The following is a 13,632-nucleotide window of genomic DNA, read 5'->3' on the forward strand; positions in this document are numbered from 1 at the left end:
TAAATAAACAAAATCTATAGTGCTTTGGTCGTATTTTCATTAGACATATAAGGTGCCGCATGACTCACTCTTCTTTACCGTTAATCGATTTACACCGTCATTTAGATGGCAATATTCGCCCTAAAACTATTTGGGCATTAGCCCATGAGCATAACATTGCTTTACCTGAAACTAACTTCGAGGCCTTTATTCCTCATGTGCAAATTCAAGAAAGTGAAAGTGACTTACTCGCTTTTCTTAGCAAACTTGATTGGGGCGTTGCGGTACTTAAAAGCTTAGACGATTGTAAACGTATCGCTTTTGAAAACGTGGAAGATGCTTTTAATGCCGGTATTCATTATGCTGAGTTGCGTTTTTCTCCCTATTATATGGCGATGAAAAATAATTTAGTGGTTGCTGATGTGGTTGCTGCCGTTATTGATGGCGTCAATGCCGCTTGTAAAATTTATGATGTAAAAATTAATCTTATCGGCATTTTAAGCCGTACTTTTGGTGTTGAGAAATGTCAAGCAGAACTCGATGCCCTACTGGCACATAAGCAACACCTTATTGCCATAGATTTAGCGGGTGATGAGTATAACTTCCCGGGTGAGTTGTTCATCGAACATTTTAAGCAAGTACAACAAGCAGAACTAAACGTTACAATACATGCCGGCGAAGCTGCAGGGCCTGAAAGTATTTGGCAAGCAATTGAGCAATTACACGCACAACGTATCGGGCATGGTGTTGCCTGCTTTAAAGATGAAAAATTAATGGACTACATGCAACAGCATGATATTGCCATTGAGTCTTGCTTAACTTCTAACTATCAAACCGGCACCATCAAAGATTTGTCACAACACCCGATCAAAAACTTCCTTGCTCGAGGTTTATTAGTTTGTCTCAATACCGATGATCCTGGCGTACAAGGTGTAGAACTAAAACATGAATACAGTGTTGCCCGCAATACGCTAGGCTTTACTGATAAGGATATTCAGCAGTTACAAGAAAACTCGTTAAAAGCTTGCTTTTTATCTGACAGTGAAAAATTAGCGTTAAAGCAAACAGTGGTAAATAACCGCTAGAGCTCCTTGTTAATATTAGGTTAAAATAGTTGATTAACTAACAACTAGGAGTAAATGAAATCGAGGTTATTATTGCGACAATAACGGGAATTCTTGTCGGCTTGGTATTTTCATTATTGAAATTGCCCATGCCCGCACCACCGGTTTTATCGGGTATTGCTGGTATTTTCGGCATTTATTTAGGTGGCATTGGTTATAACTGGATCATCGAACGCTTTTTCAGTTAGAATTCCACAGTAAAAAATTAAAAGACATATCAGTAAAACACCCTTGATAGCGGCTGAAGTTATTTCGGCAACGGCTAGAAACTTACTGTGATTGAACACCACTAACAAAGGTTAACACTCATGGCAACAGCACATATAGAAGCAAACACAGGTGATTTCGCAAAAACGGTTCTTATGCCGGGCGATCCATTACGTGCAAAATATATCGCAGAAACTTTTCTTGATGACGCAAAATGTGTCACACGCGTTCGTAACATGTTCGGTTACACGGGCACTTATAAAGGTAAACCCGTTTCAGTGATGGGCTCAGGAATGGGCGTACCTTCCATTTCTATCTATGCGACAGAATTATATAAAGATTACGGTGTGGAAAATATTATACGTATTGGCTCTTGTGGCGCAGTACGCGACGATATAAAAATACGTGACATCGTTATTGGTATGGCAGCGAGTACTGACTCGAATGTTAACCGTTCACGTTTGAATGGCTACGACTTTGCCGCGACCGCTGATTTTGATTTACTACATAAAGTGGTAAAAACAGCAGAAAAAACAGGTAAGGAAGTACATGTTGGTAATATTTTTACTGCTGACTTATTTTACACGCCACAACCTGAAATGTTTGCATTAATGGAAAAATACGGCATTTTAGCGGTTGAAATGGAAGCTGCAGGCCTATACGGCGTTGCCGCAGAGTATGGTAAAAAAGCCTTAACGGTATTAACAGTAAGTGACCATATTAAAACCGGCGAGCAAACAACCGCCGATGAGCGCGAAACAACTTTCAAAGGTATGATGGAATTAACATTGGATAGCTTGTTATAAGTTAGCAAACTGCCATCGTAAAAAAGCCAGTCGAATGACTGGCTTTTTTATCACTAAACTTCTACAACTTATAACTATAAACCTACAATTTAATTCGTTCTTTATTGTGTTGTAGCATCTGCTCACCTATGCCTTTAACATTGAGTAAATCATCGAGTGAATTAAATTCACCATGTAGCTCGCGATAAGCGACGATAGCTTTTGCTCTTTTTTCTCCTACACCTTTTAATAAAGATAAGGTTTCAATATCAGCTTTATTAATATCAACCACTTGCATTTCTTCCGTCACAATAACGCCTGGCGTTTCATTAACGTCTGTTGCATGAAGTGTTAACGACACTAGAGTAAATAAAATGACGAGAAAATAACAGATGTGTTTGTTCATTGTACCTTCCTTCTAATAGTTAATATCCATATAGGCGAATTACTGTATTAGGTAATTCGCTCCATTAGGTTTAGAAGTCTAGATAATAATTGTCAACTAGATAGCACAAAAAAATAACTATTTTTGCCATCAACTAGCCAATAGATTGGTTAATTTCCTGCAAGACCGCATGTGGATTTTCTGCTTGAGTAATAGGACGACCAATCACTAAATAATCAACACCAACATCAACGGCTTTTTGTGGTGTCATGATGCGTTTTTGATCATCGGCACTAGCACCTGCTGGACGTATACCAGGCGTAACAAGATTAAAGTCTTTACCTAATAATTGCTTTAATGATTCGGCTTCCATTGCCGAGCAAACCACACCGTCTAAACCTGCTTGTTTAGTTAAAGAGGCTAAATGTTTTACTTGTTCTGCTGGTGATTTAGTGATCCCTAATCCAGCAAGATCTTCTTCTCCCATACTGGTTAAAACGGTAACGGCAATCAGTAATGGTGCTTTATCACCGTAAGGTACTAACGCTTCTTTAGCTTTTTCCATCATTTTAAGGCCACCAGAAGCGTGCACATTCACCATCCAAACACCTAGTTCAGCCGCTGCAGTTACCGCTTTCGCCACCGTATTAGGGATATCATGAAATTTTAAATCAAGAAAAACATCAAAATCACGCTGAACCAACTCTTTCACAAACTCAGGACCAAAGTGAGTGAACATTTCTTTGCCTACTTTTAAGCGACATTCATTTGGTTGAATTTTATCTACAAAAGATAATGCCTCATCTTTGTTATCAAAATCTAAGGCCACGACAACTTTTGCATCTCTCATGCTGTTTTCCTCAATAGGTAAAAATTTTAACAATAATTTTTTGCGCCATTTTTGCGCGAAATAAAATAAATTCAGATATTTAGTATCATCAAAAGATACAAAAAATCTCCACACTATAACCTAGTTTTACTCGCCATCTAAACCCCGTACTGGCTTAAGTTGCTCCCAGTCATGACAAGATGGGCAAGACCAATAATGGGTACCTGAATTAAAGCCACAAGTTCTGCAACTATAACGATGCTTAACATTCAAATAAGCCGAGACTAGCTCGCGGATCACTTCTAAATTCTCTGAAGTATTCTCAGATTCACTGTCAGTCATTTGCATTTTCACAAAATGCTTAAAGCCTCGAATCGTTGGTCGACGCTTTAACGCCGATAGAATAAAGACTTTCGCCTGACTAACACCTTTTGCGCTCTCAACATGGCTTAAATACTTAATTAATGCGCTAGTACTACCGGTTTCGTCATACACTTTCTTGATAAACTGAAAAAACTCATCTTCAGCATCAAGTGCTTGATAACAAGTGAACATTTTTTCAATAACGTCTGGGAAAAATTCTTTGTCTTGCTCATAAATCGCTTTATAACACTGACATGCTTCATTGTATTGTTGATGGTTTTCATAGATTTGTGCCATTAACCAATTGGCTCGTGATGAGTTTGGATCGCGGCTTAAGGCATGTTCTAACAATTCAATGACAGCAATAAATTCATCTTTTTCTAATGCTGTTGATGCCAATTCACAATAAAAATTAGCTAAAGTGTGCAAAAGTTTTTTATCACGAGTTTTGACAATTGCTTTCTTTAAGGTAATACCTTGCTGCCAATCTTTGGTGGATTGATAAATTTGCATTAACGCACTTAACGACTTCAAACCATAAATCTTCGATCTGAGTAACTTATGAAACATAGTTTCAGCGCGATCATATAAACCGGCACTGAAAAAATCTTTAGCTAATTCAAATACCGCCTGCTGTTTTGCACTATTAGGTAAGTGCTTTTGGCGTACTAAATGCTCGTGTACTTTCAGCGCTCTATCGAGCTCACCACGACGCCTAAAGAGGTTTGCCATGGCAAAATGAGCTTCTACCGTATCATCTTCTACTTTTAACGCTTCCAGTAAATAATCTATCGCTTTATCTTGTTGGTTTGATAATAAATAATTTAAGCCGGTAGAGTATTTAATCGAGAGTTCTTGCTTAGCACTATGGTCGTTTTGTTTGACACTATTACGCCCCATAAACCAGCCGTAGCCCATCGCAACAGGTAGCAACAAAAAGAGTAACCCTAACATCTTATGATTTCTTCGCTGTAACTAATGCTGAATTCTTAGCTTTCTTTATCGTGGCAAAGAACTTCCAAAATAGTGCAAACAATAAACCAAGCACAAAGCCTATCGAGGTAAATAAGCTCACCGCAGCGGCCACCGAAAGGTTCGTTTTTGCAATTAAATAATTAAGCGTCAGCACTTGATCATTTTGACTGCCGAATACAAAGGCAATGGCAAGAAAGATAAGAAATAGAATAACAGTTATATAAAGGCGCATGGTAGTTCATCCAAAACAACACAAAAAAAAGGCATGCTGATAGCATGCCGTTTATTCACAAATTCTGCAATTACGCGAGTGAAAGGTTTACTCTCTCACGTAACTCTTTACCAGGTTTAAAATGCGGAACATATTTACCGTCAAGCTCTACAGACTCGCCAGTTTTTGGGTTCCGTCCCACGCGAGGAGCACGATAATGCAACGAAAAGCTGCCAAAACCTCTAATTTCAATACGTTCACCTTTTGACAAGGTTTGCGCCATCATTTCAAGAATTTCTTTAATAGCTTGTTCTACATCTTTCGCAGCTAAATGATTTAATTTTTCTGCTAATCTTTCAATGAGTTCTGATTTGGTCATTTGACCTCCAGTGTTCACTATAGCTTCGCGCCATCGGATTTAAACATTTAAGAAGAACTGCACTTTGCAGTTCTTCTTCACTTGGTATTGCTAGGATTTAGCTTTTAGCGTTTTTAAACGCTTCTGCCATTGCACTCAAGCCAGAAGTATCTTCTGCAGCTTGGTTCAAGTTATCCATAGCTTCACGCTCATCTGCTTGATCTTTCGCTTTGATTGATAAGCTGATAGTGCGGTTCTTACGATCAACACCAACAAACTTAGTTTCAACGCTGTCATCAACAGATAATTCAGTCGTCGCATCTTCGATACGCTCACGTGAAATATCAGCAACACGAAGGTAACCTTCAACGCCGTCAGCTAATTCAATTTTAGCCCCTTTCGCGTCTACTTCAATAACCTTACCTGTAACAATAGCACCTTTTTTGTTATCTGCAAGGTATTGATTAAACGGATCATCTTCAGTTTGTTTAACACCTAAAGAGATACGCTCACGCTCTGGGTCAACTTGAAGTACAACAGCTGAGATTTCATCACCTTTCTTGTATTCACGAACAGCTTCTTCGCCGCCAGCCCATGAAATGTCAGATAAGTGAACAAGACCGTCAATGCCACCGTCAAGACCAATGAAGATACCAAAGTCAGTAATTGACTTGATCTTACCTGATACTTTGTCACCTTTGTTGAAGTTCTTAGCAAACTCTTCCCAAGGGTTCGGGATACATTGCTTAAGACCAAGAGAAATACGACGACGTTCTTCGTCAATTTCAAGAACCATAACTTCAACAGTGTCACCCAAGTTAACAACTTTAGATGGGTGGATGTTTTTGTTAGTCCAATCCATTTCAGAAACGTGAACAAGACCTTCAACGCCTTCTTGGATTTCAACGAAACAACCGTAGTCAGTTAAGTTAGTTACGCGACCAGAAAGTTTAGCACCTTCAGGGTAACGCTTAGCGATAGCTACCCATGGATCTTCGCCTAATTGCTTCATACCTAGAGATACACGAGTACGCTCACGGTCGAATTTCAATACTTTAACTTGGATTTCATCACCAACATTTACGATTTCACTTGGGTGCTTAACACGTTTCCAAGCCATATCAGTGATGTGTAGTAGACCGTCAATACCACCTAAGTCTACGAATGCACCGTAGTCAGTAAGGTTCTTAACGATACCTTTAACTTCAATGCCTTCAGCAAGAGAAGCTAATAGCTCATCACGTTCAACACTGCTTTCTGATTCGATAACAGCACGACGAGATACAACTACGTTATTACGCTTTTGGTCAAGCTTAATAACTTTGAATTCTAAATCTTTACCTTCAAGGTGAGTAGTGTCACGAATAGGACGTACATCTACTAATGAACCAGGTAAGAAAGCACGGATGTTGCTAACTTCAACTGTGAAACCACCTTTAACTTTACCGTTGATAACACCGATAATAGTTTCTTTTTCTTCGTATGCTTTTTCAAGCACTTGCCATGCTTCATGACGTTTTGCTTTTTCACGAGAAAGAATAGTCTCACCGAAACCATCATCAGTCGCGTCTAACGCTACGTCAATTTCATCACCAACACTTACTTCTACTTCACCAGTAACACTTTTAAATTGGTCAATAGAAATAACAGATTCAGATTTTAAGCCAGCGTCAACTAAAACATTATCTTTGTTTACGGCAACTACAGTCCCTTTAATGATTGAACCAGGGCGTGTTTCGATTGTTTTTAAACTTTCTTCAAAAAGTTGTGCAAAATTTTCAGTCATAATTTGTCTATGAGCTCAGAGTTTTAATCCAATCAACATACATGTTTCATGGGGTTGTTAATAAGACCTAACGCATCCTTACCTTAGGTTATTTTTAAGCATTATTGCTTGGTTTATATTAGTTTTTCATTACTAAATGAAAGGATTTTACTGACCACTTCATCAATAGAAAGCTCAGTAGAATCAATAACTAATGCACCTTCTGCAGGAACAAGCGGCGCCACCTTACGGTTTTGATCTCGCTCATCTCTTTGACGTATGTCATCCAAAAGGCGCCCGATTTTAACATCAAAGCCCTTTTCTTTCAACTGATTAAATCGTCTTTGCGCTCTTTCTTCTGCACTTGCCGTTAAAAAAACTTTTACCGGTGCATCAATAAAGACAACAGTTCCCATATCACGGCCATCAGCCACTAAACCGGGGGCAACTTTAAATGCGCGTTGGCGGCGCAGTAACGCTTCTCGTACACGAGGAAAAGCAGCGACTTGAGATGCTAATGCACCAACTTCTTCGGTACGAATTGCGTTGGAAACATCCTCACCTTCTAAAATAACTTTACCTTCACCTTCACTGCAGATTTGAAACTGCACATCTAAATGTGCGGCCACCGGCAATAATGACTCTTCGTCATCGGCAGCAATATTATGATGTTCTGCAGCAACAGCTAAAACACGATAAATAGCACCACTATCTAATAAGTGCCATCCTAACTGTTCTGCCACAATGCGTGCAACGGTTCCCTTACCTGCTCCACTTGGTCCATCAATAGTAATAACTGGAACGTTTTCCTGCATACATCTTCCTCCTAAAGTCGAAAATCGGCGGCATTATACGAGATTTGTATGACAAAATCGCGTAAAAAATTATTCTGTAACATATTTAGGGGTTGTTGTTCTCTCATTTTAGCCTCTGCTACAGACTAATTTTCAAAATAACAAGGCGGAACTAGTGCTATGTAGTTATTCTACTTTAATTTTTTCCAACGATGCTAGGTTGAAAATTAGCCGTAGCCCATGGGTTGTCTTGAAAAAGCGTTACTCTTTGCTTAAAGTGCATTTGGAATAACCAAACATTACTTTAAGCGCCTCGGTTAACATTTTTCAAGCACAACAGAACTATAAATTGAAAGGACAACAGTCCCTAACTTGAGACTTGGGCTAATTTATCAAAATAATCAGGGAATGTTTTCGCGGTACACTTAGGATCATTAATCGTCACAGCAGTATCACTTAGTGCCACAAGAGAAAAGCACATGGCAACTCGATGATCATTATAAGTATCAATATCTGCATGTTTTAACGATGTTGGAGGCGTTACTGAAATGTAATCTTCACCTTCAATAACTTCAGCACCAACTTTTCTTAACTCAGTTGCCATTGCAGCCAAACGGTCAGTTTCTTTTACTCGCCAGTTGTAGATATTGCGGATAGTCGTTGTGCCTTTAGCAAAAAGTGCCGTAGTGGCAATCGTCATAGCAGCATCAGGTATATGGTTCATGTCCATATCTACTGCATTTAATGGCTTACCAACAACGGTGATTGACTCATCATGCCAAATAACGTCTGCCCCCATTTTTTCAAGCACATCGGCAAAGTGTTTATCACCTTGTACACTCAATTTTCCAACACCATGGACAGTAACCTCTCCGCCCTTAATGGCGCCTGCCGCTAAAAAGTACGACGCAGAAGAGGCATCCCCTTCTACCATATACTTTTCGACGGCCTGATAACTTTGATTGCCTGTAACCGAAAATGATTGATAGTCATTGTTTTGCACGTTAACGCCAAACCTCGCCATAATATCAAGGGTAATATCAATATAAGGTTTCGAAACTAACTCACCTTCAATAATGATTTGCGTGTCAGTTTTCAACAATGGTGACACCATTAAAATAGCGGTTAGAAATTGACTTGAAATTGAACCATCAATTTTGACTGTGCTGCCTGTTAAAGCTTTACCGTTTATTTTTACTGGCGGATAATCTTTATTTTCCAAATATTCGATATCAGCATTAAGTTGTGCTAAAGCGTCAACTAAGTGGCCTATGGGTCTTTCTTTCATTCTTGGCTCGCCAGTTAAAACGAACTCCCCTTCACTGGCAGCAAGTGCCGCACATAAAGGTCGCATTGCAGTACCGGCATTGCCTAGGTATAGCTCTAAGGTTTCATTGCTACTAAAAAAGCCATTATTACCCACAACCGTACATTCAGTGCCGCAGTCACTTAAAGCATATTGCACGCCTAGAATTTTCAAGGCATCGAGCATATGGTTGATATCATCACTGACCAGTAAATTGGTGATTTTGGTTTCACCATTTGCCAATGCGGCTATTAACAAGGCACGATTAGATAAACTTTTTGAGCCAGGTAAGAACACTTCACCATTAATTTTATTAATGGGATTTAAGGTTAATTGCTCCATATTATTTAGCTCCTTGAGCGAATTCTTTCATAAAATCAACTAACGCTTGCACACCTTCTATTGGCATAGCGTTATAAATACTTGCGCGCATGCCGCCGACCATTCGGTGGCCTTTTAGTGCCGTTAGGCCACGCTCTTGTGCCTGTGCGAGAAAGTCAGCAGACAAGGCATCATCTATTAGCCAAAATGGTACGTTCATTAGGCTTCTGTTTTCCGGAACAATCGAATTTTGATAGAAATTACTTCCATCAATATAGTCATACAATAACTGCGCTTTTTCCGCATTAATTTTGGCAATAGCATCAACACCACCTTTCGCTAATAACCAGTCAAAAACTAGCCCAGCTAAATACCATGCGTAAGTAGGAGGCGTATTATACATAGAGCCATTTTTTGCCAACACCTGATAATTCATAATTGACGGTGTATCAATGTGCGCTTTACCTAATAAATCATCACGAACAATCACTAAGGTTAAACCTGATGGGCCAATATTTTTTTGCGCACCAGCATAAATAAGACCAAACTGACTGACATCAAATACTCGTGACAAAATCGTTGATGACATATCAGCAATAAGAGGAATATCGCCGGTATTAGGTACTTGAAAAATTTCAACACCATCAACCGTCTCATTTGGACAATAGTGAACATAGGCGGCATCATCACTAATAGGCCAGTCACTGCTTGGCTTTACGCTTTGCTTACCATCAATATTTTCAATAGCATTGATAATGTTGATTTCGCCATAATGGCTTGCTTCTTCTGCGGCTGATTTTGACCAAGCACCGGTGACGATATAATCCGCTTTCTTTGCTTCGCCCAATAAGTTCAATGCCACGGCAGAGAATTGACCACGACCACCACCATGACAAAACAACACTTTATAATTTTCAGGGATCGCCATGAGGTCACGCAAGTTTGCTTCCGCTTTTTCGGCAACAGCAATAAATTCTTTACTACGATGGCTGAGTTCCATCACTGAGCTACCGGTATCAGCGAAATTTAAAAACTCACTTTGCGCTTTCTTCATAACATCAACAGGTAACATGGCCGGACCTGCGCAAAAATTATAAACACTAGACATTTAACTCTACACCCTTCTTCAATTGACTTGATAAGTTGGCTTTCACTGCATATTAGCGAGCAACAGCCTTTGAGCTCTCTAACACGGAACACTGACTATTTAACAATTCACACTACCAAGATATTTTTATTATCTTTCTTGGCTTTTTAAAACTACAGCTAGCATACCGTTTTGGCGCCTAGCATCAATTCTTAATTTAACTTTGATATAACTTTTTTCATTAAATTGAAATTTTACACTTGGCGTAAAATTCAGCCATAAAAAAAGGCGGTAAATACCGCCTTTTTATTATGTTAACAACGGTTACTCTGCAGTATCGTCATTTTCGAGTGATGAACCTTCATCGCCACCGTCGGTATCTGGTGTTTCAACTTTCTCACCTTCAACTGGCGTTGATGCTTGTTCGCCATCTTCGGCTTCTTCAAATACTTCTGGCTCTTCAATTTCATCAATACGTTGTAAGGCAACCACATGTTCGCCTTCAACAGTACGAATAATACGAACACCTTGAGTATTACGACCAATAACACTAACTTCATTCACACGCGTACGAACTAATGTACCGTTATCTGTGATCAGCATAATCTCATCTTGATCTTCAACTTGCACCGCACCAACAACCGGGCCGTTACGTTCACTCACCTTAATTGAAACAACACCTTTGGTTGCTCGGCTCTTCGCTGGGTATTCGTCAAGCGCTGTACGTTTACCAAAGCCATTTTCAGTAATGGTTAGAATTGGACCATCATTTTTAGGCACAATAAGTGAAACAACTTTTTGCTCGCCTTCTAACTTAATACCACGAACACCAGTACCGGTACGACCAATAGGTTTCAACGCCCATTGTTGTTCGCCAGTTTCAGGATCAATTTTAATCTCACCCGTTTCACTGTCGCGTCTCTTCTCGTTAAAACGTACTACTTTACCGGCGTCTGAGAACAACATGATGTCATTTTCACCGTTAGTAATATCAACACCAATTAAGGTATCGTCGTCGCGAAGGTTCAAGGCAATAATGCCGTTTGCACGTTGGTTCTTATATGCCGTAAGCGCTGTTTTCTTCACGGTACCAGATGCCGTTGCCATGATGATGAACTTGTCTTCTTCATATTCACGTACAGGTAAAATAGCGGTAATACGTTCGTCAGCTTCTAATGGTAGTAAATTAACAATTGGACGACCACGAGCAGTACGACTTGCTAATGGCAATTGGTAAACTTTCAACCAATACAATTTACCACGATTAGAGAAACACAAAATAGTATCATGGGTATTCGCCACTAACAGACGTTCAATGAAATCTTCATCTTTCATCTTAGTGGCCGCTTTACCTTTACCGCCACGACGCTGCGCTTCGTAATCGGATAATACTTGGTACTTAACGTAACCTTCATGAGAAAGCGTTACCACAACATCTTCTTCGTTGATTAAATCTTCTAATGCCAAGTCATGTGAGGCATTGGTAATTTCGGTACGACGCTCATCACCAAAGTCTTCACGAATAACTTCTAACTCTTCACGAATAACTTCCATTAAACGCCCTGGACTTGCCAGAATGTGCAACAACTCAGCAATAACATCTAATAATGCTTTGTATTCGTTAAGAATTTTCTCGTGTTCTAAACCGGTTAACTTGTGCAAGCGTAAATCAAGGATTGCTTGTGCTTGTTGTGCTGTTAAGAAGTATTGTCCATCACGAATGCCAAATTCTTCTTCAACCCATTCAGGTCGAGCGGCATCATCACCAGCGGCGCTAAGCATCTCAGCAACATGACCAAGATCCCAACCGCGAGCAAGTAACTGCTCTTTTGCTTCACTTGGTGTCGGCGAGTTTTTAATTAACTCTATGATAGGGTCAATATTCGCTAACGCGATTGATAAACCTTCAAGTAAATGTGCACGCTCACGGGCTTTACGTAATTCGAAAATGGTTCTACGAGTAACCACTTCACGACGGTGCAATATAAAGGCATCGAGCATTTCACGTAAATTGAATAATTTCGGCTGACCATTAGTTAGTGCCACCATATTCAAACCGAACGACACTTGCATTTGTGTTAGCTTATATAAGTTATTGAGAATAACTTCACCAACTTCACCGCGCTTAACTTCGATAACCATGCGCATGCCGTCTTTATCGGACTCATCACGTAAAGCAGAAATACCTTCAAGGCGTTTCTCTTTTACCAAGTCAGCCATTTTTTCAATTAAACGGGCCTTGTTAACTTGGTATGGCAGTTCATGAACCACGATGGTTTCTTTACCAGATTTTTCATCAACTTCAATTTCTGCTCGGGCACGAATTTTAATTTTGCCACGGCCAGTTTTATAAGCTTCTTGAATACCGGCACGACCGCTAATAATACCCGCTGTTGGGAAATCAGGGCCTGGAATATAGTCTAGTAATTCTTCAAAACCAATGTCTTCGTTATCAATAATCGCTAAACAGCCATTAATAACTTCAGTCAGGTTATGTGGTGGAATATTGGTTGCCATACCAACAGCAATACCAGACGTACCATTAACAAGTAAGTTTGGAATGCGAGTAGGCATAACCGCTGGGATCATTTCTGTGCCATCATAGTTGGCAACATAATCGACAGTTTCTTTATCTAAGTCGGCTAAAATTGAATGGGCAATTTTTGCCATTCTAATTTCGGTATAACGCATTGCCGCCGCTGAATCGCCATCAACAGAACCAAAGTTACCTTGGCCGTCAACAAGCATATAGCGTAATGAAAATGGCTGCGCCATACGAACAATCGTATCGTAAACTGCTGTATCACCATGCGGGTGATACTTACCTATTACATCACCAACAACACGTGCTGATTTTTTATACGGCTTGTTAAAGTCGTTACCTAAAACATTCATCGCAAAAAGTACGCGACGATGTACTGGTTTTAAGCCATCACGCACATCTGGTAATGCACGACCTACGATTACACTCATTGCGTAATCTAAATAGGAGCTTTTTAGCTCATCCTCAATATTGACAGGAGCAATATTATTCGCCAAATCGGTCATAAATTGATGGTATCCCTTAACGTAAATCTAATTCAGAAAATTTCGAAATTATTATTTTTAATTAACACGGCATACTAACATAAAACATTGTCATG

At 39.6% G+C, this 13,632-nt stretch carries 13 protein-coding genes; 3 read left to right on the forward strand and 10 right to left on the reverse strand.

Annotated elements, in window-relative coordinates:
* The first annotated feature begins 59 nt into the window (after positions 1-59).
* The 3 genes from add to deoD all read left to right on the forward strand — a co-directional run bounded on the left by add (position 60) and on the right by deoD (position 2,116).
* Positions 60-1,064, forward strand: a complete 1,005-nt coding sequence (gene add, locus AC27JP_RS08580) for an adenosine deaminase (protein ID WP_487114033.1) — start codon at positions 60-62, stop codon at positions 1,062-1,064.
* Positions 1,065-1,186: 122 nt separating this feature from the next.
* The gene (locus AC27JP_RS08585; protein WP_487114375.1) at positions 1,187-1,291 is read left to right on the forward strand and encodes a XapX domain-containing protein; all 105 of its coding nucleotides are present in this window, start codon (positions 1,187-1,189) and stop codon (positions 1,289-1,291) included.
* A 120-nt stretch (positions 1,292-1,411) separates the two neighbouring features.
* Complete coding sequence (gene deoD / locus AC27JP_RS08590) at positions 1,412-2,116, forward strand: purine-nucleoside phosphorylase (protein WP_487114035.1); 705 nt, start codon at positions 1,412-1,414, stop codon at positions 2,114-2,116.
* Between the two features lie 82 nt (positions 2,117-2,198).
* Here the strand turns inward: deoD and AC27JP_RS08595 are convergent, their stop codons facing one another.
* From AC27JP_RS08595 to gyrA, 10 genes are all read right to left on the reverse strand, one after another.
* Complete coding sequence (locus AC27JP_RS08595) at positions 2,199-2,501, reverse strand: ComEA family DNA-binding protein (protein ID WP_487114037.1); 303 nt, start codon at positions 2,499-2,501, stop codon at positions 2,199-2,201.
* Between the two features lie 133 nt (positions 2,502-2,634).
* Positions 2,635-3,330 carry an orotidine-5'-phosphate decarboxylase gene (gene pyrF, locus AC27JP_RS08600; RefSeq protein WP_487114039.1) on the reverse strand — a complete coding sequence of 232 codons (696 nt, stop codon included), beginning with the start codon at positions 3,328-3,330 and terminating at the stop codon, positions 2,635-2,637.
* A gap of 126 nt (positions 3,331-3,456) precedes the next feature.
* Complete coding sequence (gene lapB, locus AC27JP_RS08605; protein ID WP_487114041.1) at positions 3,457-4,626, reverse strand: lipopolysaccharide assembly protein LapB; 1,170 nt, start codon at positions 4,624-4,626, stop codon at positions 3,457-3,459.
* Between the two features lies 1 nt (position 4,627).
* Positions 4,628-4,879: a lipopolysaccharide assembly protein LapA domain-containing protein gene (locus AC27JP_RS08610; RefSeq protein WP_487114043.1), complete on the reverse strand. Its 252-nt coding sequence runs from the start codon at positions 4,877-4,879 to the stop codon at positions 4,628-4,630.
* 70 nt (positions 4,880-4,949) lie between these two features.
* The gene (gene ihfB, locus AC27JP_RS08615) at positions 4,950-5,255 is read right to left on the reverse strand and encodes an integration host factor subunit beta (protein WP_487082476.1); all 306 of its coding nucleotides are present in this window, start codon (positions 5,253-5,255) and stop codon (positions 4,950-4,952) included.
* Positions 5,256-5,334: 79 nt separating this feature from the next.
* Positions 5,335-7,002 (reverse strand): 30S ribosomal protein S1, encoded by a 1,668-nt coding sequence (gene rpsA, locus AC27JP_RS08620; RefSeq protein ID WP_487114045.1) that lies wholly within the window; start codon positions 7,000-7,002, stop codon positions 5,335-5,337.
* 113 nt (positions 7,003-7,115) lie between these two features.
* The gene (gene cmk, locus AC27JP_RS08625) at positions 7,116-7,796 is read right to left on the reverse strand and encodes a (d)CMP kinase (RefSeq protein WP_487114047.1); all 681 of its coding nucleotides are present in this window, start codon (positions 7,794-7,796) and stop codon (positions 7,116-7,118) included.
* Positions 7,797-8,142: 346 nt separating this feature from the next.
* Positions 8,143-9,423, reverse strand: a complete 1,281-nt coding sequence (gene aroA / locus AC27JP_RS08630) for a 3-phosphoshikimate 1-carboxyvinyltransferase (protein WP_487114049.1) — start codon at positions 9,421-9,423, stop codon at positions 8,143-8,145.
* Between the two features lies 1 nt (position 9,424).
* Positions 9,425-10,510 (reverse strand): 3-phosphoserine/phosphohydroxythreonine transaminase, encoded by a 1,086-nt coding sequence (serC, locus tag AC27JP_RS08635; RefSeq protein WP_487114051.1) that lies wholly within the window; start codon positions 10,508-10,510, stop codon positions 9,425-9,427.
* A 303-nt stretch (positions 10,511-10,813) separates the two neighbouring features.
* Positions 10,814-13,537 carry a DNA topoisomerase (ATP-hydrolyzing) subunit A gene (gene gyrA, locus AC27JP_RS08640; RefSeq protein ID WP_487114053.1) on the reverse strand — a complete coding sequence of 908 codons (2,724 nt, stop codon included), beginning with the start codon at positions 13,535-13,537 and terminating at the stop codon, positions 10,814-10,816.
* Positions 13,538-13,632 lie beyond the last annotated feature (95 nt).

The sequence above is a fragment of the Colwellia sp. SU-HH01172 genome, assembly GCF_057553355.1.